This window comes from Acidovorax sp. Root275 (assembly GCF_001428965.1).
Lineage (GTDB): Bacteria > Pseudomonadota > Gammaproteobacteria > Burkholderiales > Burkholderiaceae_C > Acidovorax > Acidovorax radicis.
This window is the reverse complement of the sequence record NZ_LMJH01000009.1, coordinates 405,889-429,955: the sequence shown is the minus strand read 5'-3', so window position 1 is coordinate 429,955 and position 24,067 is coordinate 405,889. Positions and strand designations below refer to the sequence as shown.

Below are 24,067 nucleotides of genomic sequence, written 5' to 3'. Positions count from 1 at the left end.
CCGAAACGGCCACCTGCGCGTGCTCAGGTGGCCGCGGGGGTAATGGTGGTAATCATTCGTGCAACCACAGCCCGCGTGAACGCGCGCTGCATCATGCCCATGCCTTGGAAGGCAGTGGCGCGTGCGGCGAGGGCGGGGGTGGTGTACGGCATGAAGAGGCACAGTGTACCTGACGGTGCGGGGCGCGCGTCAAGCCCGGGCCGTGTGGTGTGTTGCGCGCAGACGCCGTGCGGCTTGTCGGCAAGTGGTCTGCACGTACATCGAATCGCACGTGATGGCGCTATCAATTGAGTAGCTATTGGCGCTTGATGGGAAAGCGGTAGCAGCCTATTTTTCTTGAAATGCCTGCACACCCAGCTGCGCCATCAGCTCCATCGCCCCTGCCGGGGCCCGCTCTTTTGCGCCGTTGATGAAGTACACGAACACGTCGCGCGGCCGCCCGCCGCCCGTCCACGCGCGCACGCCATCCGCCCACTGCGCAATCGCCTCGGGCGTGTAGCCGGTCGGCACATCGGCCTGGCTGCGCATCAGCCGCAGGTAGGCGAAGTCGGCCTCGGCATCGGCGATGGCCGGGAATTTTTCGGAATCGGTGTGCACCGGCACGCAGCCATACCGGCGGGCCAGCGCGATGAAGGCCGGGGTGGCAAAGCTCTCGTGCCGCACGTCGAGCACGTGGCGCAGGCTGCGGCCATCGACCTGCTGGGGCAGCAGCGCGAGGAAGGCCTCGAAGTCCCCCGGCTCGAACGCCTTGGTGGGCATGAACTGCCAGACGATGGGCCCGAGCTTGTCTTTCAGTTCGGAGATGCCGCTCTCCACAAACCGCGTGATCGAATCGCCCGCCTCCGCCAGCACGCGGCGGTTGGTTGCAAAGCGGTTGGCCTTGAGCGAGAACATGAAGCCCTCGGGCGTCTCGCCATGCCACTTGGCGAACGTCGGTGGCTTGAAAGTGCTGTAGTAGGTGCCGTTGACCTCGATGGCGGTGAGCTGGCGGCTGGCGTACTGCAGCTCTTTGCTGTGCGCCAGGCCCGCGGGGTAGAAGTTGTCGCGCCAGGGCTCGAAGGTCCAGCCGCCGATGCCGATGCGGATCTGCGGGCCGCCGCTGCTGCTGTTGCTGCTGTCGCCACTGCCTGCGTGGGTGGTAGTGCTGCTGGTGCTGTCCACGGCGTTCCCCCTGGTGAGTCCACGGAACAGGCACTGTAGCAGCGGCCTGGGTCTTGGCGTGAGCGTGGGGCGGGTGCGCGCGGTGGGGCGGCGCACCTGCACACGCGCTTCGAACTTTTAGGAACCTGCCGCGCGCTACGGCTGCTGCCCAGGCAGCTCGACCCGCGCTTCCAGCCCCGGCCCCTCGGCGCGCGGCCCGAGCACCAGGCGGCCGCCCAGCGCCTTGGCGAGCTCGTTCGCAATCGCCAGGCCCAGCCCCGTACCGCCGGTGCCGCGGTTGCGCGAGTCTTCCAGCCGCACGTAGGGCTGCAGCACGGCGGCCAGGTCGGCCTGCGCAATGCCGGGGCCCCGGTCCAGCACGCGCAGCAGCCACGGGCCTTGCGCCTGTGCCTCCAGGCTCAGCTCGGCCGCGCCTGCAAACTTGATCGCGTTGTCCACCAGGTTGCACACCAGCCGGCGCAGCGCCTGTGGGCGCGTATCGCAGGTGCCCGGGTCTGCGTGCAGCAGCGCCACGGGCAGGCCCGCATCGGCGTAGTCGAACGCAATGCTCTGCAGCAGCGCGCGCAGGTCCACGCGCTGCAGCGGCTCTTGCACGGCCTGGGACGAGCGCGCGTAGGCAATGCCCTCTTCCACCAGCGACTGCATCTCGGCCAGGTCCGCGTGCAGCTTGCCCTGCAGCGCGGTGTCGTCCAGCAGGTCGGCGCGCAGGCGCAGGCGGGTGATGGGCGTCTGCAGGTCGTGCGAGACGGCGGCCAGGATGCGCATGCGCTCCTCCAGGTGCGCCTGGATGCGCTGCTGCATGCGGTTGAAGGCCTTGGCAGCGCGCTGCACCTCGCGCGGGCCGTCCTCGGCCAGGGGCACGGCGGCGCGGTCGGCGCCCAGCGCATCGGCCGCGTCGGCCAGTGTGCGCAAGGGCCGCGTGGCCGCGCGCACGGCCCAGGCGCACAGGCCCACCAGCAGCGCCAGCTGCAGCGCCAGCGCAGCCAGCACCCAGGGCGAGACCTGCAGCCGGGGCTCGTCCATGTCCACGGCCAGCGGCGTGCCGTCGCTCAACTGCAGCTGCAGGCGCAGCTCGGTGCCGGGCACGTGGGGGTCGATGACCCGCACCGTCTGGCCCGGTGGCAGCGTGGCGCCCACCGCGCCCGCAACCAGGCGGGCCATGTCAGACCGGTCCTCGGGTGCGTCCAGCGGCGCGGTCAGCGCAAACCGGTAGTTGCGGCGCGCCAGCCGGTCCACCCACTGCGCGCGCTCTGCGGGCGGCAGGCGGTCCAGCATGGCCAGGGAGCTGGCCACGTCGCTCGCCAGGTACGACACCATGGCGCGGCGCATGGTCATGCTGCGCTCGGTGATGGCCAGCACGAACGTCAGCGCATGCGCCAGCGCCAGGCCCAGCGACAACACCAGCAGGATGCGCCCGAACAGCGAGCGGGGCCACCAGCGCAGCGTCATGCGGCGGACCCTCCCCGCGCTGGCGTGGGCGTTTGCACCGCAGCGGGCAACACGTCGGCACAGAACACATAGCCCTCGTTGCGCACTGTCTTGATGTAGCGCGAGCCGCGGGCGCCGTCCCCCAGCCGCTGGCGCACGCGGCTGACCAAGAGGTCGATGGAGCGGTCGAACACATCGGCATCGCGCCCCTGCGTGAGCTGCAGCAGCTGGTCGCGCGTGAGGATGCGCTGCGGGTGGTCCAGCAGCACGCGCAGCAGGCGGTATTCGGCGCCCGACAGCGCCACCACCGCGCCGGTGGCATCGAGCAAGTGGCGCGCCGTGGTGTCCAGCCGCCAGTCGCCGAACGCAAGGTGGCGCGCGGGCTCGGCCGCCGCCAGGTTGGGCGGCAGCATGCGCGTGCGCCGCAGCACCGCGTGGATGCGCGCCAGCAGCTCGCGCGCGGCGAAGGGTTTGGTCAGGTAGTCGTCCGCGCCCAGCTCCAGTCCCAGGATGCGATCCGCCTCGTCGCTGCGCGCGGTCAGCATGATGATGGGCAGCGGCGGCGCGCCGGGGCTGCGCAGCTCGCGGCACAGCGTGATGCCGTCGGTGCCGGGCAGCATCAGGTCCAGCACCAAGAGGTCGATGCGCTGCGTGGCCAGCACCTCGCGCATCTGCCGGCCGTCGGCCGCCACGCTCACCTGCAGGCCCTGGCGCTGCAGGTACTCGGCCGCCAGCTCGCGGATGCCCGCGTCGTCATCGACGATCAGGATGTGGTCTTCGGTGGGCGTGCTCATGGGTGGTGATTCTCCGGGGTTTGCCCTGGGTGTGGCAGCGGCGCGGCGGGCCGTATGTATCTGAACTTGTCGGGCGGCGCGGCGGATACGCACGCATACCAAAAGGCCTTGCCAGGAAATATCACCGATACGTCCGCTCGCTTCAATGCAGTCTTCCTGAACTTCACGAGGACCTTGCCATGAAGATGAATCCCTGGATAGCCACGACCGGGCTGCTGGCGCTGTGCCTGGCCCAATCCGCAGGCGCCCAGCAATCCCTGGCCGCAACGCCTGCCAAGGCCCCGCTGGGCCGCTGGATCACCGAAAGTGGCAACCTGGAGGTGGACATTGCGCCCTGCGCCGGCGAGACCCTGTGTGGCAAGGTGGTGCGTGTGCTGGCCAACCGCTCCATGAGCGCCCCGGGCGCTGACATGGCAGCGGCCGACGCGCGGCCTGCGCTGGGCATGACCCTGCTGTCGGGCCTGCGCCCCAGCGGCGACGGCAGCACCGAATACCAGGGCGAGATCTACAACCGCGAGAACGCCAAGACCTACCGCGCCACCCTCACCCCCGCCGAGCCGGATCAGCTGCTGGTGCGCGCCTACGTGGGCATTCCGCTGTTCGGCAAGACGCAGGTGTGGCGCCGCCCTGCCATCGACCAGGGGGCGCCGCAATGACCAATACCTCGCCCTGGCTGGCCGTGGCCGCCGGCATGCTCACCGTGGGCGCGCCCTGCGTGCTGCCCATGCTGCCGGTGGTGCTGGGCGCGTCGGTAGCGGGTGGCACGGCACGGCGCACGCGCCCGCTGTTCATCGCACTGGGCTTTGCGCTTTCGTTTGCGGCCGTGGCGCTGCTGTTCAGCAGCTTCACGCAGGTGCTGGGGTTGTCGCCCGAGGGCTTGCGCCGGTTCGCTGCCGTGATGTTGCTGGTGTTTGGCGTGCTCACGGTGTGGCCCAAGCCGTTCCAGTGGCTGAGCCAACACGCGGGTGGCGTGCTCAGCCGCGTGGCCAGCCTGGGGCGGGGTTCATCGGGCGGCAACTGGGGCGGGCTGCTGCTGGGGCTAAGCCTGGGCGCGGTGTGGACGCCCTGCGCCGGGCCGGTGCTCGCCTCCATCCTCACGCTCATCGCCACCGAGCCGCCCGGGGCCCGCACGGCCGTGCTGCTGCTCGCGTATTCCACCGGCGCCGCGCTGCCCATGCTGGCCATTGCCTACGGGGGCCAGGCCGCGGCCAGCCATGTGCGCCGCATCTCGCGCCACGCGCACCGCGTGCAGCAGGCCTTTGGCGTGGTGGTCATTGCCGTGGCGCTGGCCATGCTGCTGGAGGTGGATGGGCAGGTCACCGCGTGGCTGTCGCAGTTCTATCCATCGGGTTCAGGCGGGCTGTAAGCGGCCCGCAGCAAGGAATTTTCACCATGACATCGCACCCTTCTTCACCCTTCTCGTTTCAGCGCCGCACATTCTTGGCGTCTGCAGCCTCTGTGGCTGCCGCCGTGGCAGCGCCCACCCTCACCCACGCTGCAGGGCCCGCCATCCAGGCGGCCACGCTGCCCGACTTTGGCCCCGCGCCCGAGTTCACCGGCATCGAGCGCTGGCTCAACTCCGAACCGCTGACCCTGGCACAGCTGCGCGGCCGCGTGGTGCTGGTGGATTTTTGGACCTATGCCTGCATCAACTGCATCCGCACCCTGCCCCATGTGAACCGATGGGCCGAGCTGTACACGCCCCAGGGACTCACGGTGGTGGGCGTGCACACGCCGGAGTTTCCGTTCGAGCGCACCACCAGCAATGTCGAGGTGGCCATGCGCCGCCACGGCGTGAAGCACCCCGTGGCGCAGGACAACCGCTACGGCACCTGGAAGGCCTACAGCAACCAGTACTGGCCTGCCGCGTACCTCATCGATGCGCAGGGCCGCATTCGCTACAAGCATTTCGGGGAGGGCGAATACGAGCGCACCGAAGCCGTGATCCGCGCGTTGCTGGCGGCGCGGGGATAGACCCGCTGAATCAATCGTTTCCCCTTTTTTCCATCGTTTCCCGCCCTCTCCCTACTCACCCTTGCAGGACTTTTGCACCATGCCGTACCCCCGCCTTCAATTTGCCCTGGTCACGCTCGCCGCGGCCGCTGCCGCCCTCTGCATGGCCGCCGCCAGCCATGCCCAGGCACCGCAACTGCCACCACCCGACGCCACCCACCCCGCCACGCTGCAGCTGATGCAGGGCTTTCCGCCACCGCCCGACAAGGTCGTGCGCCTGGCCAACATCCTCAAATACCCCAATGTGCGCTGGGCCGCGCACCACCTGCGCGAGCTGGGCCCTACGGCCGCCGTGTGGCGCGGCGCAGGCGCGCCCAGCGCGTTGACGGCCGCAGCCCGCACACTGGACGACGCGCTGCCCGTGCCCGATGGCAAGGGCGGCACCACCACGCTGGCCGACTGGCAGAAGGCCACCTACACCGACGGCCTGCTGGTGCTGCACCGGGGCCGTGTCGTGTACGAGCGCCACCACATCGGCATGCAGCCGCACCAGCCGCATGTGTTGTGGTCCATGAGCAAATCGCTCACCGGCCTGCTGGCCACCGAACTCATCCAGGAAGGCGTGATCGACCCGAAAGCGCTGATCCCCCGCTACCTGCCCGAGCTGGCCACCAGCGCCTGGGCCGATGCCACCGTGCAGCAGACGCTGGACATGACTACCGCCGTGCAGTACGCCGAGAACTTTGCCGACCCCGCGTCCGGCGTCTTCCAGTACCTGGCCGCCGCAGGCCTGCAGCCCGCGCCGCCCGGCAGCAACGCCGCCAAAAGCATGGCCGAGTTCCTGCCCACGCTGAAGAAAGACGGCGAGCACGGCACCGCGTTCGCGTACAAGTCGGTGGACACGGAAGTGCTGGGCTGGCTGTTGCAGCGCGTGACGGGCAAGAGCTACGCCACGCTGCTGTCCGAGCGCATCTGGTCGCGGCTGGGAGCGCAGGAGGATGCGTATGTGTTTGCCGACGCCAACGGCGGCCAGTCCACCAGCGTGGGCGTGAACGCCACGCTGCGCGACTTGGGCCGCCTCGGCGAAATGCTGCGTGCCAACGGCCGGTTAAACGGGCAGCAGATCATCTCGCCCGCCACCATCGCCGAGCTGCGCAAGGGGGCGGATCCAACCCAGTTCAGCAAGGCTCCCGGTACCGCCATGCGCGCGGGCTATTCGTACCACAACCAGTGGTGGGTGCCACACGATGCCGACGGCACCTACGAGGCCAAGGGCCTGATGGGTCAGCACATCCACATCAACCCGGCGGCAGAGCTGGTGGTGGTGAAGCTGTCCACACACCCGGTGCCCAACACGGCCTTCACGCATGCGGTGGACCGGCAGGCGTTTTCCGCGTTGGCCGCAGCGGTGCGGGCGCGCTGAGCGGCGAAGAAAGATGGCATCGAGGTGTGCCCGGTGCCAGTGCATGCCCCGTTAGTTACTTCACCAGCGTGGCGGTCAGCGTGATCTCTGGCACCGAGGCCAGTGCCTTCGACAGCGGGCAATTGGCCTTGGCATCTGCCGCCAGTTTCTGGAACGCGGCATCGTCCATGCCAGGCACCTTGGCCGTGAGCGTGAGGGCGATGCGGTCAATCACAAAACCGTCACCGTCCTTGCTGAGCCGCACGCTGGCCGTGGTGTCGATGGTCTCGGTGGCGATGCCAGCCTTCTCAGCGGCAAAGGAAAATGCCATGGTGAAACAGGCGGCGTGTGCAGCGCCCACGATCTCTTCGGGATTGGTGCCCTTGCGGTCATCGCCAAAGCGGCTGGCAAAGCCGTAGGGGTACTTGTCCAGCGCGCCGGTCTCGGTGCTGATCTGGCCCTGGCCGGCCTTGCCGGCACCTTCCCAGTGAACGCTGGCTTTCTTTTCAGGCATGGTGTGCTCCTTGTGGTGGTGAATGGGGTGAACCTCCGATGTCACCACGCCCCGCCGCTCGGGCATGTGGGACACCATCGCGTTGCGATGTCCATCCTGTCAATTTTTGCGGCAGCGCAAGGGCATGCGCAGTAGCGTTACACGTCTTCAACGATGGGCCGGGTCCGCACCATGCGGATCGCACCAAACGGACACCGCACCGCGCACAAGGCGCACCCCGTGCAGGCCGCCACATCGTGCAGCTGAGACCGCTTGGGCCCCCAGGCTTCTGGGCCTTGCACCTGCAGCGACAACACATGCGGTGCACACACTGCCACACACCAGCCGCAGCCTGTGCAGCGGTTGGTGTCGATGGCGGGCAACGCTTTGCGGGGGGCGTTCATGGGCAGGGTTGAAGGGCGCAGCAGCGGAGTGGAACTAGGAGCCAGGCGACTACGAGAGCATTGCAGCTTAGCGCGCGCAGCACCGTTGGTCGAGCGCTGCCGTGGTGAGCGGGCTGCAATCAGCACCCAAGGCGGGTGCGCTGGCGATACAGTGCGTCCATGTCCCCAAGCAGCAGCAACACCACTTCCACCACCACCCGGCACCTTCTCATCCGTGGCCACGTGCAGGGTGTGAGCTACCGCTGGTCCATGGTGCAGGCGGCCCAGCAGCGCGGCCTGCGAGGCTGGGTGCGCAACCGCCGCGACGGCAGCGTGGAGGCCCTGGCCACCGGCCCCGCCGAAGCTGTGCAATCCCTCATCGACTGGGCCCACCAGGGGCCGCCGCATGCGCGGGTGGATGGGGTGGAGGTGGGCAGTTTGGCAGAGCCTGCGGAGCTTTTGGCAGGCTTTGTTCAGCGGGAGACGGTCTAGTCTTGAAGTGGAGGCGCTGGTCGGGGCGCCTCTGCCGCGCTCAGCCCCTGCGCTGCAAATCCCGAGCCCCATAGGCGCAGTACCCAGGCTTGGGGCTCTTCTTCTGTGGGTGCAGCCGGCAAGTCTCGGGCCGCTTGTCGTACACCGTGCACAGCCGCGTTTTCGGGTCGAGAAAATTGCAGTCCCCACTGGCCCGCCGCGCCATCGTGAAGATCGCGTTCTTGTGGTTGAAGTGGTCGATCAGCCGCGCTTTCTGCAGCCGCTTGGCAATGTGCCGGGGCTCTTCATGCTCGGCCTCGAACGGGTCCACCAGCTCCAGCCGCACCAGGTCCGAAAGCTGCGCCTCCAGAGGCATCGTGCAGCAGTTGGCCGCGCAGTTGTCGCACAGGCCTGCGCGGTAGCGGGTCCAGGTGTCGAGGCGGTCGACGTCAACGATGGAGATAGGGGATTTCATGGGAGTTGGATGGTAGCAATCTCCAACCCGTCGCCGTGCGCAGTAGTCTCGTCTGCTAAAAGGGCAGTGTGTCGGGCACCCATTTGTCACCGATGACGCCCAGTGGCTCGCCCGAGTCTACTGGCGGCAGCCCCTGGTGGTCCGGTCCACCAAAGTTCAGGTTTTCCTACGTCATGCCCAAGCGACTCGTACTATTTCTGGCGCTCATTGCCACTTGCTTCAGCGCGGGGGCTACGGAACTGAGCCAGCTCGCCCGCAAAGACCTGCTCGACGCGGTGCGGCCGAAGGCGGCAACCCTGGCCGGCCAGCCCGTGCGGATCAAAGTAGACCGACTCAATGTGGACCGCAACTGGGCGGTGTTGGTGGGCAGCATCGTGGCTGCCTCAGGCAAGGGCATGGACTGGAGCCTGTCCGATGGTTGCCACCCTGATCTGGACAAGATGCTCTGGGTGGTCTTGCACAAATCCGGCGCCGTCTGGCGGGTGAAGCACATGGACATTTGCGCGTCGGAGCCACCGTATTGGTACATGGAACAGTACGGCGGCCTTGTCTGGCCGTGCGGCGTGTATGCGGGGCTGGAGGATGGGAGTGAAGGGGGTACGCTGGAGAGCCGGTGCAGGAAGCAGCAGACGCTCAGAAGGCGCTGATGAGGGGGCAGCCCCGTTTTTTCTGAGGTGCCGAACCAGGGAGATCGTCGCTGGCAGCAGCTAGCGTTGAAAACGCTTGTCAGCAGCCGCGCATATTGGCTAGCCAACGTGCCGGTGCCATGCCCACCTGCCCCTTGAAGCGCCGCGTCATGTGGCTCTGGTCGGCGAAGCCGCAGGCCGCCGCCACGTCGGCCACCGCATGGCCCTGCCGCAGTGCCGCCTGGGCCTGGCGAATGCGCACCATGTTCAGGTAGGCATGTGGCGCCATGCCGTAGGTGGCTGTGAATGCACGGGTCAGGTGAGCGCGCGACAGGCCGGCCTGTGTGGCCAGGGCCTGCACCGTCACGTCATCGGCAAAGTGCGCGTCCAGGTACTCGCGCACCAGGGCCATGCGCCGTCGGCCTGCGTCCAGGCAGTCGCTTGTCCAGTGCGCTCTGGTCTCGCCATGGCGGCCCAGCAGCGCCACCAGGGCTGCGCTGGTGAGCTCCTCTCCGTGTAACGACTCCTGCCTTTCGGCCACCGCAGCCACCGCCCGCTGCAGCAATAGGGCACCTTGCGGATCGTGCACCACGGGCGCTTTGAAGTACCGCGCCGCATGGCTGGTACCGCCCGCACCAAAAGCTGCCTGGTCCGACACCAGGGCGTGCACCAGCGCGGCGTCCACATACAGGATCGAATAGCCAAACCCCGCATCCGTGCCCCGGCTGCCATCGTGCGGCTCATCAGGGTTGAACAGGATCACATCGCCTGCCAGGCTGGCGTGGCGCGCGCCACGGCATGCAAAGGTCTGCACCCCCGAGCGCGTGATGCCTATGGAATAGGTCTCGTGGCTGTGCCGCTCGAACCGGTGCTGCGTGAAATGCGCATTGAGCAGCGTGACGCCCCCCGAGGCCAGCGGCCGCATCTCTGCCCAGTCGCGCTGGGTGCCGCCGCCACTGCCTGGCGGCGCGGGCGATGAAGAAGAGGAGGAAGGTGCGGCGGAATTGTCGTTCCCGGCGTGCATGCAACAAATGTACAAGACCGCCCCGTGCCGGGCGGCGACACTGCAGACAACCCGCCCACCGGCGTGGCCATGCAAGCCAACCCAGACCCAACCCGCCATGCCCGATACCGCCAACGCCCCTCCTACAACCGCAGTCCACCCTGTGGACTTGGCCCACAAACTCACCCAGTTCACGGACCACTGGGCCCCGCGCACCGTGGCCGAATTCAACGGCCACGACATCATGGTCGCCAAGATTCAGGGTGAGTACCAGTGGCACAGGCACCCCGATACGGATGATTTTTTTCTGGTGCTGAAAGGCACCGTAGAGATTGATTTGCCCGGTGGTGCCATGGTCACCTTGCACGCTGGCCAGCTATTCGTGGTGCCCAAAGGTGTGGAGCACCGTCCGCGCGCGAGTGCAGAGGCGCATATTCTGCTGATCGAATCGACGGGCACGCCGAACAGCGGAGACGCAGCCACAGCCGCGCCGCGCAGGGTACTGTGAAAAGGCTGTAGAGCCGATCGCTTCGACAATGCGGATGTCGAAGTCCGTGCTAGTGTTTTTCTCCAGCTGCTACTTCACTTTCGGCCGCAGTGGCAGCATATACCGGCCCTCGCGCGCCTGCAGGAGGTTCAGCACATCGGTGAACAGATACCTTGCGTTCGATGACCAACCTTGTTCACGACCAGCGCTGCTACAAAGCTGTTGGTCGAATGGAATGGATTCCGGTCGCGCTGTTGTGCAAATTTTTGAAGGCGGGGTGCCAGTTACTGGCGTGGTGCAGTGTCTTAAGACACGCTGAGTCGCCTATCTCCGCGTTAGCGGCAGTTCTCCGCCACCCCACGCTGCGCCGCCGCCATCTCCGCTTGCCGCTTGCTGTCATCCAGGTACTGCCGTTCGCCCTTGTTGTCGTACTGGAACACTGGGCGCTGGGCCTTGAGAGCACCCAGGTTGCTGCGTGCAGAGTTGCATTGCACGGATCGACTGTAGGCATCGGCCTGCTGACGTGCCTGCTGGGCATCGGCGGTTTGTGTTTCGGTGCCTGTCGTGCCCGTGTAGGGTGACCGTTGGCGCAGTGGCTGCTGCGCGCCGGGCGCGCGCGGCGGCGGGGCGTCGCTGGATGGCGGCGTGACCTTGATGTTTACGCTGCCCCCGGTGCCGCCGCTCATGTGGCAGGGCTGGTCCTGGAAGGCGGTTTTGCCGTCAGGCTGTGTGCATTTGTACGTTTGGGCCCAGGCCGACGATGCGGGGGCTGCCAGCGCCGTAAGCGTTGCTGCCGCAACAGCGGTGGTGGTGGTCACATTCCATTTCAGCAGCGACATGGCGGCTCAGCTCCGAAGGTGTATGCATAAACTGGTGCGGCGGGCGCCAGTCTGCAACGGGCGGGTGGTTGGGGTGCGAGCCGCCAACCCACCTCGATTCGACTCAATTCAAATTACACGTCAATATTGCCCGCCCGCAGGGCATTCGTTTCAATGAAGTCCCGGCGCGGCTCCACCTCATCGCCCATCAGCATGGTGAACACACGGTCAGCCTCGATGGCATCGTCGATCTGCACGCGCAGCAGGCGGCGCACGTTGGGGTCCATCGTGGTTTCCCACAGCTGCTCGGGATTCATCTCGCCCAGGCCCTTGTAGCGCTGGCGGCTGGTGGTGCGTTCGGCTTCGGTGATGAGCCACTTCATGGCCTGGCGGAAGTCGCCCACTTTTTCTTCCTTCTGCTTCTCTCCCTCGCCACGCAGGGCCTTGGCGCCTTCGGCCAGCAGGTCACGGAAGGTTTCAGCGGCTTCGGCCAGGGCGGCGTAGTCGGCGCCGTGCACGAAGTCTTGCGTGATGACGCTGCTCTTGATGTTGCCGTGGTGGCGGCGGCTGATGCGCAGCAGGGGCTTGTCGGTGCGCACGTCGAATTCGCCGGCCACTTCGGCGGGGGCGCCGGTGGTGTTCAGTTCGCGAAGCTTGGCCTGCAGGGCTACGGCGCTGGCCTCGGCGTCGGCCACGGTGTCGAGCTTGAGGCTCACGCCGTCGGCAATCGCACGCAGCGCTTCGGCGTCCATGAAGTTGCCCAGGCGGGCGATCACGCTTTCAGCGATCTGGTGCTTGCGCGCCAGTTCGGCCAGGGTGTCGCCGGTCAGCGTTTGCGGATTGGCGCCGCCGGTGGTCACGCTGGCATGGTTCAGCGCGATGCGCAGCAAGAAGCCATCGAGCGCGGGGGCGTCCTTCAGGTACAGCTCTTCCTTGCCGGCCTTGACCTTGTACAGCGGCGGCTGGGCAATGTAGATGTGGCCGCGCTCCACCAGCTCGGGCATCTGGCGGTAGAAGAAGGTCAGCAGCAGGGTGCGGATGTGGGCGCCGTCGACGTCGGCGTCGGTCATGATGATGATGCGGTGGTAGCGCAGTTTGGCCACGTCGAAGTCATCGCCACCCGTCGTGCCACCGGCCTTGCCGATGCCGGTGCCCAGGGCCGTGATCAGCGTGAGGATTTCGTTGCTGGTCAGCAGCTTTTCGTAGCGGGCCTTTTCCACGTTCAGGATCTTGCCGCGCAGGGGCAGGATGGCCTGGAATTTGCGGTCGCGGCCCTGCTTGGCAGAACCACCGGCGGAGTCGCCCTCGACGATGTAGATTTCGCACAGCGCCGGGTCTTTTTCCTGGCAGTCGGCCAGCTTGCCGGGCAGGCCCATGCCGTCGAGCACGCCCTTGCGGCGCGTCATTTCACGGGCCTTGCGGGCGGCTTCGCGGGCGCGGGCGGCTTCCACGATCTTGCCGCAGATGATCTTGGCGTCGGCCGGGCGCTCCTGCAGGTAGTCGGTGAGCAGCTTGCCCACGATGTCTTCCACGGGGGCGCGCACTTCGCTCGATACCAGCTTGTCCTTGGTCTGGCTGCTGAACTTGGGCTCGGGCACCTTCACGCTCAGCACGCAGCACAGGCCTTCGCGCATGTCGTCACCGGTCACTTCGACCTTGGCCTTCTTGGCGAACTCGTTTTCTTCGATGTACTTGTTGATGACGCGGGTCATCGCGGCGCGCAGGCCGGTCAGGTGGGTGCCACCGTCACGCTGGGGAATGTTGTTGGTAAAGCAGAGAACCTGTTCGCTGTACGCGCTGTTCCACTGCATGGCCACTTCCACGCCAATGTGCGTGCCGGGGATGCCGCCATACGTCTCGGCCGGGCGTTCACCGGCTGCGTAGAACGAGGTGGGGTGCAGGACGGTCTTGCCCTTGTTGATGAACTCGACAAAGCCGCGCACGCCGCCAGCGCCCGAGAAGTCGTCTTCCTTGCCGCTGCGCTCGTCCTTCAGGCGAATGCGCACGCCGTTGTTCAAGAACGAGAGTTCGCGCAGGCGCTTGGCCAGGATCTCGTAGTGGAACTCGTTGTTCTCCTTGAAGATTTCGGTGTCGGGCAAGAAGTGCACTTCGGTGCCGCGCTTGTCGGTGTCGTCCAGCACCTGCATGGGCGACACTTCCACGCCGTCCACCGTCTGCACGATGCGGTTCTGCACGAAGCCCTTGCTGAACTCCAGCGCGTGCACCTTGCCTTCGCGGCGCACGGTCAGGCGCAGCATCTTGCTGAGTGCGTTCACGCAGCTCACGCCCACGCCGTGCAGGCCGCCCGACACCTTGTAGCTGTTCTGATTGAACTTGCCGCCCGCGTGCAGTTCGGTCAGCGCGATCTCGGCCGCCGAGCGCTTGGGCTCATGCTTGTCGTCCATCTTCACGCCGGTCGGAATGCCCCGGCCGTTGTCCGTCACGCTGATGGAGTTGTCGCTGTGGATGGTGACGACGATGTCGTCGCAGTGGCCGGCCAGGGCTTCGTCGATGGAGTTGTCCACCACTTCGAACACCAGGTGGTGCAGGCCGGTGCCGTCGCTGGTATCGCCGATGTACATGCCGGGGCGCTTGCGCACGGCCTCCAGGCCTTCGAGGATGGTGATGGCGCCTTCGCCGTAGCTTTCGCTGGCCCCTGCCTGGTTGGTGTCGATCTTGGCGAGGGTGGGCTCAACATGGCCGGAGACGCCGGTGTCTTCGGGCTCGGAGGGGATGTTGTCAACGGTCATGGTGGGCCTTGGGATCCGTGGAAACCGGGGTTTCCAATGTGTCAATATGGGTCAAATTGGGCTCTAGCGCTTATCTGATAAGCGCCAGTAGCTATCAATACAGTAGTAGCCGTGTTCAGGCAGTGCCATGGGACGGCGAGGCGTCTCAAATGCGCATGGGCATGACGACGTACTTGAAGCTTTCGTTCTCGGGGATGGTCAGCAGCGCGGAGCTGTTGCCGTCCGAGAGCTCCACCTTCACCATGTCCTGGCCCATGTTGGCCAGGGCGTCGATGAGGTAGGTCACGTTGAAGCCGATCTCGATGGTGTCGCCACCGTAGTCGATGTCGAGCTCGTCCACGGCCTCTTCCTGCTCGGCGTTGTTGGATGCCACACGCAGGGTGCCGGGTTCCAGGTTCAGGCGCACGCCCTTGAACTTGTCGCTGGTCATGATGGCCGTGCGCTGCAGGCTGGCCAGCAGTGGCGCGCGGCCCAGGGTGATGCTGTTCTTGTGGTTCTTGGGGATCACGCGGTTGTAGTCGGGGAACTTGCCCTCGACCAGCTTGGTGACGAACTCCATGCCGCCAAAGGTGAACTTGGCCTGGTTGTTCGCGAATTGCATCTCGATGTGGGGCTGGTTCTCGCCACCCGCGTCACTCAGCAGGCGCTGCAACTCGATCACGGTCTTGCGTGGCAGGATGACTTCCTGCTTGGGCACTTCCACGTCGAGCGTGGCGCTGGCAAACGCCAGGCGGTGGCCGTCGGTGGCCACGAGGCTCAGCGTCTTGCCTTCGGCCACAAACAGGATGCCGTTGAGGTAGTAGCGGATGTCCTGCACCGCCATCGCAAACGACACCTGGCCCAGCAGGTCCTTGAGGGTCTTTTGTGGCACGGCGAACACGGGGCCAAAGGCGGCGGATTCCTGCACCAGCGGGAAGTCCTCGGCCGGCAGGCTTTGCAGCGTGAAGCGGCTCTTGCCGCCCTTGAGGATGAGCTTGGATTGGGCCGATTCGAGGCTGACCGTCTGGTCGCCGGGCATGGTGCGCAGAATGTCGATGAGCTTGCGGGCACCCACGGTAGTGGTGAAGTCGCCCGTGTCGCCACCCAGCTCTGCGGTGGTGCGGATCTGGATTTCGAGGTCGCTGGTCGTCAGCTGCAGGGCATTGCCTGTCTTGCGGATCAGCACGTTGGCCAGGATGGGCAGCGTGTGGCGGCGCTCCACGATGCCAGCCACGGACTGCAGAACCGCGAGAACCTTGTCTTGTGTTGCCTTCAGGACGATCATGTCATCAACCTCTTGTGGTTTTTTGGAACGGTGCGTGGACAGCGGCACAGATCATGCCTCCCCCTGCTGCACAACCCGTCATTTTGCCCCTTAACGGAGCCTTTTCTCTGGGGGGCCTCGATCACGCCTTTTTAGCCTTTCAGCGTCTGCTCCAGCACGTGCAATTGCTGGTTCAGTTCGGTCAACTGCTGACGCTCGCCCGAAATCTTGCGCACAGCGTGCAAAACCGTGGTGTGGTCGCGCCCGCCAAACAATTCTCCGATCTCCGGAAGACTCTTTTGCGTCAGCTCCTTGGCCAGGTACATCGCAATCTGGCGGGGCCGGGCAATGCTGGCCGGGCGCTTCTTGCTGTACATGTCGGCGACCTTGATCTTGTAATAGTCGGCCACCGTCTTCTGGATGTTTTCCACACTGATCTGCCGGTTCTGGATCGATAGCAGGTCGCGCAGCGCCTCGCGGGCCAGCTGGATGGAGATCTCCTTCTGGTTGAAGCGCGAGTACGCCAGGATCTTGCGCAGTGCGCCTTCAAGCTCGCGCACGTTGGAGCGCACATTCTTGGCGACGAAGAAGGCGACTTCCTCGGGCATCTCGGTGCCTTCGACGCGGGCCTTGTTGATCAGAATGGCCACGCGCATTTCGAGCTCGGGCGGCTCGATGGCGACCGTGAGGCCCGAGTCGAAGCGCGACACCAGCCGCTCGTGGATGTTGGCCAGACCCTTGGGGTAGGTGTCCGAGGTCATCACGATGTGCGATTTCTTGGCCAGCAGGGCCTCGAACGCGTTGAAGAATTCTTCCTGCGTGCGGTCCTTGTTGGCGAAGAACTGCACGTCATCGATCAGCAGCAGATCGAGCGAGTGGTAGCGCTCCTTGAATTCATCGAACGTGCGCCGCTGGTACGCCTTAACCACATCCGACACGAACTGCTCGGCATGGATGTAGAGAACTTTGGCGTCGGGCTTGTCCTGCAGCAGGCGGTTACCCACAGCGTGCACCAGGTGGGTCTTGCCCAGGCCCACGCCCCCGTAGATGAACAGCGGGTTGTACAGGTGGCCCGGCATGCCGGCCACGTGCATGGCCGCCGAGCGCGCCATGCGATTGGCGGTGCCTTCCACCAGGGTCTCGAACGTGAGGGCGGCGTTAAGCCGGTTGCGGAACGCGCCAGCGGACGCATCGTCGCTGCTGGGGGACTGCGATTCGGACGGCGCAGAGGTGTTGGTGGGCTCCGGTGCTGCAGGGCGTACGTAAGTACGGGCAACGGATTCACGCTGAGCGAGCGCTAACTCCAGGGTAACGGGTTGGCCATACAGGCCCTCCAGAAGCGAGGCAATGCGGCCCGCATACTGCGCCCGGATCCAGTCCAGCTTGAAGCGGTTGCCTACGAGCAGGGTGACCTTGGAGAAATCTTCTGCCACCTGGGCGATCAGGGGCTTGATCCAGGTGTTGAACTGCTGTTCGGGCAGGTCTTGTGCCAGTTGCTCTACGCAGGCTTGCCACAGGCCCTGGCCGGCATCTGCGCCGGGTGAATGTTGGGGGCTGTGGGAGGGTTCCTCGGTCATTTCAGGGGAATTCTTGTTGTGGATAGGAGGAACGGGGCTGGGCGGCGGATTGTAGCTTGTCAAGGAGTTATCCACAATTTGCGCGGTGTGCTCCGTCGCGTGTTTTCCAGGGTTGGATCATGGGGCCATCGGTGTGCGAGCCGGGCGGTTTCCGGGCTGCGCCATGGGGGGCTTCCGCCGTGCCAGAAGGCCGTCACGGAGCCGTTCACAAAGGCCCGCCAGCCGAAAGGCATTGCCAGCAGCAGTCAAGCCTGCGATAATTTTGGGTTTCCCTGAATGTGTTCAGGGTGATTTGACCCGGCGCGCCGTTATTTCTGCCCCGTGGGTCTGCCGCCAAGGCGCTGTTTTATATGGTGTGGCTGTGCAGATTGCAGGGGGTTCAAGAGCAGCAGTCCGGAACTGAACCTCAAGGAATAGCACCATGAAACGTACTTACCAGCCCTCCAAGACGCGCCGCGCGCGCACCCACGGTTTCCTCGTCCGCATGAAGACCCGCGGCGGCCGTGCCGTTATCAACGCACGCCGCGCCAAGGGCCGCAAGCGCCTGGCCGTCTAAGGCCGTTACGGTCTACAGCCTGCTCCCCGGTTTGAACCGTCAGGGTCGAAACGGGGTGCTTGCATGCAACGGCTGAAAACCCGTCCGCAGTTCCAGGCAGCCATGGCAGGGGGCACTGTCTCCCGCACAGCGCATTTTGCGTTGCACCGTCTGGTTCTGGACACTGACGGCAGCACGCCTGCTGGACAAGCCAATGCACCTACAGGGCCCGGTTCCTTGCCGTCAACGCAAGGGCCGCAGGCCCTGTTTGCCGTGCAGGGCGTCTGGCTGGGTGCCATGGTGCCCAAGCGCTGGGCGCGCCGCGCCGTGACGCGCAATACCATCAAGCGGCAGATCTACACGGTGGGCGCCACGTTTGAAGCGCGGCTTCCCCAGGCGGCCCATGTGGTGCGCCTGCGCACGGCGTTTGACCGCAAGCAGTTCGTGAGCGCCACGTCCGACCAGCTCAAGCAGGCGGTGCGTGCAGAGCTTCAGCAGCTGTTTGGTTATGCCGCCCGGCGTTCGGGTGGTGCGGTCTCTGCCCCCGTTTCACCGGTGGCGGCAGAGGCGGTTGCACCATGATGCAGCGCTTGTTGATCGGTGTGGTCAAGGGCTATCGGCTGTTTCTCAGCCCCTGGCTGGGTTCGGCCTGCCGGTTCGAGCCCACCTGTTCGGTCTATTCGCTGCAGGCGCTGGAACAGCATGGCGCTGCGGCAGGCAGCTATCTCACGGTGCGCAGGCTGGTACGCTGCCACCCCTGGTGTGACGGGGGCCATGACCCGGTCCCGCAACAATTGCCGCGCAGCATGCGGCTTTTCTCGCGGTTTTCCCATTCCACCAACCAACCATCCTCACCAAAGAAGTCTTCATGAACGACATTCGCCGCACCATCCTGTGGGTGATTTTTGGCTTTTCCATGGTTCTGCTGTGGGACAAGTGGCAGCTGCACAACGGCAACAAGGCCACCTTTTTCCCCTCCACGCCTGCCGTGACGGCGCCCGCCGCTGCCGGTGCTGCGTCCAGCGCGACCGGGGCCGCCAGCGTGCCTGCCACGAGTGCGCCCGTGGCCGCTGCGGCGTCGGGTGCCTCGGCCGTGCCCGGCCAGCCCGCTGCGGCGGCAGCGCCCGCCACCCGCGAGCGCGTGGAGGTCAAGACCGACCTGTACCGCCTGGTGTTTGACAGCGAGGGCGGCTCGCTCACGCATGCCGAACTGCTCAAGCACGCCGACATGACCGACAAGGCCCGCAATTTCCTGCTGCTGGACGAGAGCGCGCAGCGCGTCTACGTGGCGCAGACGGGGCTGATCGGCGGGACCTTCCCCACCCACAAGACCGCGATGACCGTGGTGCCCGGCCCCCGCGAGCTCAAGGACGGCGAAGACGAAATCAGCATCCGCTTTGAATCGCCCGTGCAAGGTGGTGTGAAGCTGCTCAAGACCTGGACCATCAAGCGCGGCGCTTACGACATTGCCGTCAAGCACGAGGTTGTCAACGCCGGCAGCGCCGCCGTGTCGCCCCAGCTGTACCTGCAACTGGTGCGTGATGGCAACAAGCCGCCGGGTGAGTCGTCGTTCTATTCCACCTTCACGGGCCCGGCGGTCTACACCGACGCCAAGAAGTACCAGAAGATCGAGTTCAAGGACATCGAAAACGGCAAGGTCGATATCCCCAAGGATGCGCCCAATGGCTATGTGGCCATGGTGCAGCATTACTTTGCCACGGCCTGGTTGCTGGCCGACGGCGTGCAGCGTGAGCCTTTCACCCGCAAGGTCGACGCCAATCTGTACTCGGTGGGCATGCTCACCTCCCTGGGCGCGATCGAGCCAGGTGCGACTAAGACCCTGGACGCGCGCCTGTTCGCCGGCCCACAGGTCGAGACGATGATGGAGAAGTTGTACCCCGGCCTGGAACTGGTCAAGGACTACGGCTGGCTCACCATCCTGTCCAAGCCGCTGTACTGGCTGCTGGACCAGCTGCACAAGCTGCTGAACAACTGGGGCTGGTCCATCGTGGCGCTGGTGTTGCTGCTCAAGATCGCGTTCTACTGGCTCAACGCCAAGGCCTACGCGAGCATGGCCAAGATGAAGGCCATCAACCCCAAGATCATGGAGATGCGCGAGCGCCTGAAGGACAAGCCGCAGCAGATGCAGCAGGAGATGATGCGCATCTACCGCGAGGAAAAGGTCAACCCCATGGGTGGCTGCTTCCCCATCATGATCCAGATCCCCGTGTTCATCGCCCTGTACTGGGTGCTGCTGTCCAGCGTGGAAATGCGCAACGCGCCCTGGATCGGCTGGATCCACGACCTGTCGGCGCCCGACCCGTTCTTCATTTTGCCGCTGCTGATGACGCTGTCGTCGCTGCTGCAAACAGCCCTGAACCCCGCGCCACCCGACCCGATGCAGGCCAAGATGATGTGGTTCATGCCGTTGATCTTCAGCGTGATGTTCTTCTTTTTCCCGGCCGGCCTGGTGCTGTACTGGCTGACCAACAACATCTTGTCGATTGCGCAGCAGTGGCTCATCAACACCCGCATGGGCGTACCGCCGCAGTTCAACCTGCCTAGCTTCAAGTGACCCTGAGTCGCTGAGACAGCACGAACCCCGAAGGCCGCGCAAGCGGCCTTTTTCATTCCACCTGCACCCCACCCTTGTAAAGTCGCCCCCATGCTTGCCCGCCACCAAGACCCCATCGTCGCCATCGCCACCGCTCCAGGCCGGGGTGCCGTCGGCATCGTGCGGGTGTCCGGCCGCGCCATCGGTGGGCTGGTGCAGGCGCTGTGCGGCCGGGCGCTCAAGCCCCGCGAGGCCACCTACCTGCCGTTTCGGGATGCGCAGGGTCAGGCCATCGACCAGGGGCTGGCGCTGTACTTCCCCGGCCCGCACAGCTACACCGGCGAAGACGTGCTGGAGTTGCAGGCCCATGGCGGCCCCGTGGTGCTTCAACTGCTGCTGGCGCGCTGCCTGGAGGCGGGGGCGACCGCCGACCCCGCCACTGGCCAGCCTTGCCTGCCCGGCCTGCGCCTGGCGCAGCCGGGTGAGTTCACTGAACGTGCCTTCCTGAACGACAAGATCGACCTGGCCCAAGCCGAGGCCATCGCCGATCTGATCGACGCCAGCACCGAGGCGGCGGCCCGCAGCGCCAGCCGGTCGTTGACCGGCGCTTTCTCTGCGGAAATCCACAGCCTGCGTGACGCGCTGATCCACCTGCGCATGCTGGTGGAGGCCACGCTCGACTTCCCTGAAGAAGAAATTGACTTCCTGCGCAAGGCCGATGCGCACGGGCAGCTATCAAAATTGCAGCAAACGCTGGCATCCGTAATGCAGCGCGCGCGCCAGGGCGCGCTGCTGCGCGAGGGCATCAAGGTGGTCATCGCGGGCCAACCCAACGCGGGCAAGAGCTCGCTGCTCAACGCGTTGGCGGGCGCCGAGCTGGCCATCGTCACGCCCATTGCCGGCACCACGCGCGACAAGGTGCAGCAGACCATCCAGATCGAGGGCGTGCCCCTGCACATCATCGACACCGCCGGCCTGCGCGACAGCGACGACGAGGTGGAGCGCATCGGCATTGCACGCGCCTGGGACGAGATTGCGGGGGCCGACGCGGTGCTTTTCCTGCATGACCTGGAGCGCGTGGATGCTCCTGAATACATAGCTGGTGACGCAGGTATAGCAAGCGCCATGGCCGAAAAAATGCCAAAAAGTATTCCAGTGATCGATGTCTGGAACAAGCTCGACCGCGCCCCGGCGGGAGCACCGGCCCCGGCGGCCGTGGAAACCCGGCCAGGTGTGCGCCTTTCTGCCCGCACGGGCGAGGGGCTGGATGGCCTGCGGCGCCTGCTGCTGCAGGTGGCGGGCTGGCAGTCCGCGCCGGAAGGCCTCTACATCGCCCGGGCCCGGCATGTCGAGGCGTTGCAGGCCGTGGGGGCCCACCTGCAAGAGGCGGCCGACCAGTTGCAGGCGCAGGGGCCGGCGCTGGATCTGCTGGCCGAAGAGCTGCGCCTGGCACAGAACGCCCTCAGTGCGATTACTGGCGAGTTCAGTTCGGACGACCTGCTGGGCGTCATTTTCTCCAGCTTTTGTATCGGCAAATAGGCCCGCAAAAAAGCATGCGGGGGGCGGCCACACCGCCGCTGTCCTCGGTGGATGGACGTGCGGGGCTCCGGCCAGGAAGCAGAGGCCGCCGCCTGTCGCTTATGTTGTAAACGGACGTAAACAGCGCTTGTGCGCAATCTGTAACAAGGGTACTTTCGGCGAACCATGAATGCTTCCACGCCTGTCACGCCTGTTGTTTCCAAGATAGACCTGTCGGGTCTGATCGATGCCATTGCCCAGGCCAGCGCCGACGACAGCATGATCAATCCGCTGACCCCTGCGCAGTGGGATGTCCTGTCGTCTTACCTGTTGCCCGTGGTGATGCCTGCTGGGCAGGTGCTGTTCACCCAGGGCGCCACGGACCGTACCCTGTATCTGGTGGAAAGCGGCAACCTGAGCGTGCACTACCAGGACGAAAAGGAGCGCCTGCGCCTGGCCATCGTGGGGGCGGGCTCCGTGGTGGGCGAAGGCGCGTTTTTCTCGCACCGCGCCCGCAGCGCCACCGTGCAGGCCAGTGCGCCGTGCAAGCTGTGGAGCCTGCCGGCGATCCGCTTTACCGAACTTTCCATCCGCCAGCCCGCCATTGCGCTGGGCCTGGTGATGGCCGCTGGCGCTGTATTGGCCAAGCGGCTGGGCAATCGCCGCCGCCGCGTTGCGGCCACCTGACAGACCACCGATGCAGTTGCGGCCTGCGGGCTTGTGCGGGGCAAAAATGTGTGTACAGCAAGTTACACTCAATTTGGATTTTTCTGGCGCCGTCCCGTAGAAAGCAAGCCATGTCTCTGTTCAGTTGGTTTAGCCGCAAACCTGCTTCCCCCAAGCCCCGGCCCATGGCCGAACCGTCGGGCCTGTTGAATGCCGATGCCACGGTACCTCTCTCACCGGGCCGCCAAGGCAAACCTCTGGTGGAGCCCCTGCCGCCAGAACATGCCGCCAACCGCAAGAACGAGCGCATGGAGCGCCGCGAGCTGCTCTACACCGTGGTCCGCGACGCGATGGTGCGGGCTGGTGTGCTGTCGGCCAGCTACAAGTTCAAGGTGCTGTCGCTGGACCAGCGCGGCCGCCAGTTCCTGGTGATGATGGATCTGGCGCGCGAATACGGCGGTGAGACCGTGCGCCTGAGTGAAATCGAGGCGTTGATCGCCCAGACGGCCAAAACCCGCTACGACATCCTGGTGACCGCCGTGTACTGGCGCATCAATGACCATGTGGCGGTGGGCATTCCTCAGAAGGGCGTTGCGCCCCAGGGGGCTTCCCTGCAGGCAGCGCCACCCTTGGCCCGGCGTCCGCTCCCGGTGGCCGCGGCACCGGCGCCGGTGGCTGCACCGGCCCGCCCGGTGGCGCCCGTGCCGGCAGCCGCCGCCACGGCCCCTGCACCCCTGCGCCCTCCCCTGGCCGCTCCGGCGGTTGCGCCTGCGGCGGTGCCCGCAGCACCAGCCGCGGCACCGCGCCCGGCGCCACGGTACGAACCGATCGAGGCGGACGAAGTGGCTGCGTTCAAGCGCGCCCTGGCTTCGGCGGCAGGCACCACCGCTGCAGCGCCTCTGGCTGCGGCCAAGCCCGGTGTGCCCGTGCGTTCAGGGCCCTTGTTGCCACCTTCTCAGCCCACGGGCTTTGAGGACACCGAAATGCCCGGGGCCGATGGCCCGGCGCCGGACCTGAGCAGCACCCAGTACGGCGAATTGAACTGATCGGCTCGACGGCCACAGAGGCCAAGCCTTCCCTGCAGCGGGCTTTTTTCTTCTGCGAGCGTCAAATGCGGCGGATGCGCGGCCTCAATGCCCTGCAAAATCCACCAGGGTGTACAGCGGCAGGCCCGATTCACGCAGGCGCTGCGAGCCGCCCAGTTCCGGCAAATCCACGATGGCGGCGCCCTCGGTGACCGTGGCGCCCAGCTTTTCGAGCAGCTTCTTGCCGGCCATCATGGTTCCACCCGTGGCAATCAGATCGTCGATCAGCAGTACCCGGTCGCCTGCCTTGACGGCATCGGTGTGCAGTTCCACGGTGGCGCTGCCGTACTCGAGTTCATAGGTTTCCTCGACCGTGGTGAAGGGGAGCTTGCCCTTCTTGCGGATGGGCACGAACCCTACATTCAGCTCATAGGCCACCACGGCGCCCAGGATGAAGCCGCGCGCGTCCAGCCCGGCGACCACATCGGGGCGCAATGCCTTGTCCATATAGCGGTGCACAAAGGCGTCGATCAGCACCCGGAACACCTTGGGGTCCTGCAGCAGCGGGGTGATGTCCCGGAACTGCACGCCGGGCGCGGGCCAGTCGGGCACGGTGCGGATGTGCTGGCGGAGGTATTCGTTGACGCTGAGTGGCTGCATGGGGTCCAGGGGATAGAGAAGGGCTGCACGGGCAAATGCGCGGAG

General features: G+C 65.8%; 27 protein-coding genes. 14 read left to right on the top strand and 13 right to left on the bottom strand.

Features of this window, described 5'->3' with window-relative positions:
* Nucleotides 1-23: 23 nt before the first annotated feature.
* The 4 genes from ASE52_RS26435 to ASE52_RS16995 form a co-directional block, all read right to left on the bottom strand.
* Nucleotides 24-152, bottom strand: a complete 129-nt coding sequence (locus tag ASE52_RS26435) for a hypothetical protein (RefSeq protein WP_010464960.1) — start codon at nucleotides 150-152, stop codon at nucleotides 24-26.
* A gap of 175 nt (nucleotides 153-327) precedes the next feature.
* On the bottom strand, nucleotides 328-1,161 hold the full coding sequence (locus ASE52_RS17005) for a DUF72 domain-containing protein (protein WP_057227771.1): 834 nt from the start codon (nucleotides 1,159-1,161) through the stop codon (nucleotides 328-330).
* Nucleotides 1,162-1,296: 135 nt separating this feature from the next.
* The gene (locus ASE52_RS17000; RefSeq protein WP_057227768.1) at nucleotides 1,297-2,610 is read right to left on the bottom strand and encodes an ATP-binding protein; all 1,314 of its coding nucleotides are present in this window, start codon (nucleotides 2,608-2,610) and stop codon (nucleotides 1,297-1,299) included.
* The gene (locus ASE52_RS16995; protein WP_057227767.1) at nucleotides 2,607-3,383 is read right to left on the bottom strand and encodes a response regulator; all 777 of its coding nucleotides are present in this window, start codon (nucleotides 3,381-3,383) and stop codon (nucleotides 2,607-2,609) included. The genes ASE52_RS17000 and ASE52_RS16995 overlap by 4 nt, the downstream gene beginning before the upstream one ends.
* 179 nt (nucleotides 3,384-3,562) lie before the next feature.
* On the opposite strand from ASE52_RS16995, the gene ASE52_RS16990 reads away from it, so the two are divergent.
* From ASE52_RS16990 to ASE52_RS16975, 4 genes are all read left to right on the top strand, one after another.
* Nucleotides 3,563-4,039, top strand: coding sequence for a DUF2147 domain-containing protein (locus tag ASE52_RS16990; protein WP_010464956.1), 477 nt, complete (start codon nucleotides 3,563-3,565; stop codon nucleotides 4,037-4,039).
* On the top strand, nucleotides 4,036-4,749 hold the full coding sequence (locus ASE52_RS16985; RefSeq protein ID WP_057227765.1) for a cytochrome c biogenesis CcdA family protein: 714 nt from the start codon (nucleotides 4,036-4,038) through the stop codon (nucleotides 4,747-4,749). Before ASE52_RS16990 ends, ASE52_RS16985 begins: the two co-directional genes overlap by 4 nt.
* A gap of 26 nt (nucleotides 4,750-4,775) precedes the next feature.
* On the top strand, nucleotides 4,776-5,357 hold the full coding sequence (locus tag ASE52_RS16980) for a thioredoxin family protein (protein WP_057227763.1): 582 nt from the start codon (nucleotides 4,776-4,778) through the stop codon (nucleotides 5,355-5,357).
* Between the two features lie 79 nt (nucleotides 5,358-5,436).
* On the top strand, nucleotides 5,437-6,759 hold the full coding sequence (locus tag ASE52_RS16975; RefSeq protein WP_057228518.1) for a serine hydrolase: 1,323 nt from the start codon (nucleotides 5,437-5,439) through the stop codon (nucleotides 6,757-6,759).
* A 55-nt stretch (nucleotides 6,760-6,814) separates the two neighbouring features.
* Here the strand turns inward: ASE52_RS16975 and ASE52_RS16970 are convergent, their stop codons facing one another.
* Together ASE52_RS16970 and ASE52_RS16965 are read right to left on the bottom strand one after the other, a co-directional pair.
* Nucleotides 6,815-7,252 (bottom strand): OsmC family protein, encoded by a 438-nt coding sequence (locus ASE52_RS16970; protein WP_057228516.1) that lies wholly within the window; start codon nucleotides 7,250-7,252, stop codon nucleotides 6,815-6,817.
* Between the two features lie 137 nt (nucleotides 7,253-7,389).
* Nucleotides 7,390-7,635, bottom strand: a complete 246-nt coding sequence (locus tag ASE52_RS16965; RefSeq protein ID WP_057227761.1) for a 4Fe-4S binding protein — start codon at nucleotides 7,633-7,635, stop codon at nucleotides 7,390-7,392.
* Between the two features lie 159 nt (nucleotides 7,636-7,794).
* Here ASE52_RS16965 and ASE52_RS16960 point away from each other — a divergent pair, with 159 nt between their 5' ends.
* Nucleotides 7,795-8,106 carry an acylphosphatase gene (locus ASE52_RS16960; RefSeq protein WP_057227759.1) on the top strand — a complete coding sequence of 104 codons (312 nt, stop codon included), beginning with the start codon at nucleotides 7,795-7,797 and terminating at the stop codon, nucleotides 8,104-8,106.
* A 40-nt stretch (nucleotides 8,107-8,146) separates the two neighbouring features.
* On the opposite strand, the gene ASE52_RS16955 is transcribed toward ASE52_RS16960, so the two are convergent.
* Nucleotides 8,147-8,560 (bottom strand): YkgJ family cysteine cluster protein, encoded by a 414-nt coding sequence (locus ASE52_RS16955; protein WP_010464949.1) that lies wholly within the window; start codon nucleotides 8,558-8,560, stop codon nucleotides 8,147-8,149.
* 173 nt (nucleotides 8,561-8,733) lie between these two features.
* On the opposite strand from ASE52_RS16955, the gene ASE52_RS16950 reads away from it, so the two are divergent.
* The gene (locus ASE52_RS16950; RefSeq protein WP_010464948.1) at nucleotides 8,734-9,207 is read left to right on the top strand and encodes a hypothetical protein; all 474 of its coding nucleotides are present in this window, start codon (nucleotides 8,734-8,736) and stop codon (nucleotides 9,205-9,207) included.
* Between the two features lie 79 nt (nucleotides 9,208-9,286).
* Here ASE52_RS16950 and ASE52_RS16945 read toward each other — a convergent pair whose 3' ends face one another.
* Complete coding sequence (locus ASE52_RS16945; protein ID WP_241777031.1) at nucleotides 9,287-10,210, bottom strand: AraC family transcriptional regulator; 924 nt, start codon at nucleotides 10,208-10,210, stop codon at nucleotides 9,287-9,289.
* A gap of 97 nt (nucleotides 10,211-10,307) precedes the next feature.
* On the opposite strand from ASE52_RS16945, the gene ASE52_RS16940 reads away from it, so the two are divergent.
* Nucleotides 10,308-10,697 (top strand): cupin domain-containing protein, encoded by a 390-nt coding sequence (locus tag ASE52_RS16940; protein ID WP_050812551.1) that lies wholly within the window; start codon nucleotides 10,308-10,310, stop codon nucleotides 10,695-10,697.
* A 314-nt stretch (nucleotides 10,698-11,011) separates the two neighbouring features.
* On the opposite strand, the gene ASE52_RS16935 is transcribed toward ASE52_RS16940, so the two are convergent.
* The 4 genes from ASE52_RS16935 to dnaA form a co-directional block, all read right to left on the bottom strand.
* Nucleotides 11,012-11,515 carry a DUF4124 domain-containing protein gene (locus ASE52_RS16935; RefSeq protein ID WP_057227756.1) on the bottom strand — a complete coding sequence of 168 codons (504 nt, stop codon included), beginning with the start codon at nucleotides 11,513-11,515 and terminating at the stop codon, nucleotides 11,012-11,014.
* 113 nt (nucleotides 11,516-11,628) lie between these two features.
* Nucleotides 11,629-14,244, bottom strand: a complete 2,616-nt coding sequence (gyrB, locus tag ASE52_RS16930) for a DNA topoisomerase (ATP-hydrolyzing) subunit B (RefSeq protein WP_057227754.1) — start codon at nucleotides 14,242-14,244, stop codon at nucleotides 11,629-11,631.
* Between the two features lie 145 nt (nucleotides 14,245-14,389).
* Nucleotides 14,390-15,508 carry a DNA polymerase III subunit beta gene (dnaN, locus tag ASE52_RS16925; protein WP_010464939.1) on the bottom strand — a complete coding sequence of 373 codons (1,119 nt, stop codon included), beginning with the start codon at nucleotides 15,506-15,508 and terminating at the stop codon, nucleotides 14,390-14,392.
* A gap of 131 nt (nucleotides 15,509-15,639) precedes the next feature.
* Nucleotides 15,640-17,064, bottom strand: coding sequence for a chromosomal replication initiator protein DnaA (dnaA, locus tag ASE52_RS16920; RefSeq protein ID WP_010464937.1), 1,425 nt, complete (start codon nucleotides 17,062-17,064; stop codon nucleotides 15,640-15,642).
* Between the two features lie 421 nt (nucleotides 17,065-17,485).
* On the opposite strand from dnaA, the gene rpmH reads away from it, so the two are divergent.
* The 7 genes from rpmH (at nucleotide 17,486) to ASE52_RS16885 (ending at nucleotide 23,383) form a co-directional block, all read left to right on the top strand.
* Entirely contained in the window at nucleotides 17,486-17,620 is a 135-nt protein-coding gene (rpmH, locus tag ASE52_RS16915) for a 50S ribosomal protein L34 (RefSeq protein WP_005798102.1), read from the top strand.
* 63 nt (nucleotides 17,621-17,683) lie between these two features.
* Nucleotides 17,684-18,181 (top strand): ribonuclease P protein component, encoded by a 498-nt coding sequence (locus tag ASE52_RS16910; RefSeq protein WP_057227752.1) that lies wholly within the window; start codon nucleotides 17,684-17,686, stop codon nucleotides 18,179-18,181.
* The gene (yidD, locus tag ASE52_RS16905; RefSeq protein ID WP_010464896.1) at nucleotides 18,178-18,471 is read left to right on the top strand and encodes a membrane protein insertion efficiency factor YidD; all 294 of its coding nucleotides are present in this window, start codon (nucleotides 18,178-18,180) and stop codon (nucleotides 18,469-18,471) included. Before ASE52_RS16910 ends, yidD begins: the two co-directional genes overlap by 4 nt.
* Nucleotides 18,468-20,174, top strand: coding sequence for a membrane protein insertase YidC (yidC, locus tag ASE52_RS16900; RefSeq protein ID WP_010464894.1), 1,707 nt, complete (start codon nucleotides 18,468-18,470; stop codon nucleotides 20,172-20,174). The genes yidD and yidC overlap by 4 nt, the downstream gene beginning before the upstream one ends.
* Before the next feature lie 90 nt (nucleotides 20,175-20,264).
* Nucleotides 20,265-21,692 carry a tRNA uridine-5-carboxymethylaminomethyl(34) synthesis GTPase MnmE gene (gene mnmE, locus ASE52_RS16895; protein ID WP_057227750.1) on the top strand — a complete coding sequence of 476 codons (1,428 nt, stop codon included), beginning with the start codon at nucleotides 20,265-20,267 and terminating at the stop codon, nucleotides 21,690-21,692.
* 165 nt (nucleotides 21,693-21,857) lie between these two features.
* On the top strand, nucleotides 21,858-22,358 hold the full coding sequence (locus ASE52_RS16890; RefSeq protein ID WP_010464890.1) for a cyclic nucleotide-binding domain-containing protein: 501 nt from the start codon (nucleotides 21,858-21,860) through the stop codon (nucleotides 22,356-22,358).
* Between the two features lie 110 nt (nucleotides 22,359-22,468).
* A complete protein-coding gene (locus ASE52_RS16885) occupies nucleotides 22,469-23,383 on the top strand; it encodes a hypothetical protein (protein ID WP_029414184.1) in 915 nt (304 codons plus the stop codon).
* Nucleotides 23,384-23,467: 84 nt separating this feature from the next.
* Here ASE52_RS16885 and ASE52_RS16880 read toward each other — a convergent pair whose 3' ends face one another.
* A complete protein-coding gene (locus ASE52_RS16880; RefSeq protein WP_010464886.1) occupies nucleotides 23,468-24,022 on the bottom strand; it encodes an adenine phosphoribosyltransferase in 555 nt (184 codons plus the stop codon).
* Nucleotides 24,023-24,067: the final 45 nt, after the last annotated feature.

Coding starts and splice junctions, on each gene's coding strand:
- ASE52_RS16965 (WP_057227761.1), bottom strand. CDS start 7,635: ATGAACGCCCCCCGCAAAGCGTTGCCCGCCATCGACACCAACCGCTGC.
- ASE52_RS16880 (WP_010464886.1), bottom strand. CDS start 24,022: ATGCAGCCACTCAGCGTCAACGAATACCTCCGCCAGCACATCCGCACC.
- ASE52_RS16890 (WP_010464890.1), top strand. CDS start 21,858: ATGAATGCTTCCACGCCTGTCACGCCTGTTGTTTCCAAGATAGACCTG.
- ASE52_RS16980 (WP_057227763.1), top strand. CDS start 4,776: ATGACATCGCACCCTTCTTCACCCTTCTCGTTTCAGCGCCGCACATTC.
- ASE52_RS16985 (WP_057227765.1), top strand. CDS start 4,036: ATGACCAATACCTCGCCCTGGCTGGCCGTGGCCGCCGGCATGCTCACC.
- dnaA (WP_010464937.1), bottom strand. CDS start 17,064: ATGACCGAGGAACCCTCCCACAGCCCCCAACATTCACCCGGCGCAGAT.
- ASE52_RS16955 (WP_010464949.1), bottom strand. CDS start 8,560: ATGAAATCCCCTATCTCCATCGTTGACGTCGACCGCCTCGACACCTGG.
- ASE52_RS17000 (WP_057227768.1), bottom strand. CDS start 2,610: ATGACGCTGCGCTGGTGGCCCCGCTCGCTGTTCGGGCGCATCCTGCTG.
- ASE52_RS16970 (WP_057228516.1), bottom strand. CDS start 7,252: ATGCCTGAAAAGAAAGCCAGCGTTCACTGGGAAGGTGCCGGCAAGGCC.
- ASE52_RS26435 (WP_010464960.1), bottom strand. CDS start 152: ATGCCGTACACCACCCCCGCCCTCGCCGCACGCGCCACTGCCTTCCAA.
- ASE52_RS16960 (WP_057227759.1), top strand. CDS start 7,795: ATGTCCCCAAGCAGCAGCAACACCACTTCCACCACCACCCGGCACCTT.
- gyrB (WP_057227754.1), bottom strand. CDS start 14,244: ATGACCGTTGACAACATCCCCTCCGAGCCCGAAGACACCGGCGTCTCC.
- ASE52_RS16975 (WP_057228518.1), top strand. CDS start 5,437: ATGCCGTACCCCCGCCTTCAATTTGCCCTGGTCACGCTCGCCGCGGCC.
- mnmE (WP_057227750.1), top strand. CDS start 20,265: ATGCTTGCCCGCCACCAAGACCCCATCGTCGCCATCGCCACCGCTCCA.
- ASE52_RS16885 (WP_029414184.1), top strand. CDS start 22,469: ATGTCTCTGTTCAGTTGGTTTAGCCGCAAACCTGCTTCCCCCAAGCCC.
- ASE52_RS16940 (WP_050812551.1), top strand. CDS start 10,308: ATGCCCGATACCGCCAACGCCCCTCCTACAACCGCAGTCCACCCTGTG.
- ASE52_RS16995 (WP_057227767.1), bottom strand. CDS start 3,383: ATGAGCACGCCCACCGAAGACCACATCCTGATCGTCGATGACGACGCG.
- ASE52_RS16990 (WP_010464956.1), top strand. CDS start 3,563: ATGAAGATGAATCCCTGGATAGCCACGACCGGGCTGCTGGCGCTGTGC.
- rpmH (WP_005798102.1), top strand. CDS start 17,486: ATGAAACGTACTTACCAGCCCTCCAAGACGCGCCGCGCGCGCACCCAC.
- yidD (WP_010464896.1), top strand. CDS start 18,178: ATGATGCAGCGCTTGTTGATCGGTGTGGTCAAGGGCTATCGGCTGTTT.
- ASE52_RS16945 (WP_241777031.1), bottom strand. CDS start 10,210: ATGCACGCCGGGAACGACAATTCCGCCGCACCTTCCTCCTCTTCTTCA.
- ASE52_RS16935 (WP_057227756.1), bottom strand. CDS start 11,515: ATGTCGCTGCTGAAATGGAATGTGACCACCACCACCGCTGTTGCGGCA.
- dnaN (WP_010464939.1), bottom strand. CDS start 15,508: ATGATCGTCCTGAAGGCAACACAAGACAAGGTTCTCGCGGTTCTGCAG.
- ASE52_RS16910 (WP_057227752.1), top strand. CDS start 17,684: ATGCAACGGCTGAAAACCCGTCCGCAGTTCCAGGCAGCCATGGCAGGG.
- ASE52_RS16950 (WP_010464948.1), top strand. CDS start 8,734: ATGCCCAAGCGACTCGTACTATTTCTGGCGCTCATTGCCACTTGCTTC.
- yidC (WP_010464894.1), top strand. CDS start 18,468: ATGAACGACATTCGCCGCACCATCCTGTGGGTGATTTTTGGCTTTTCC.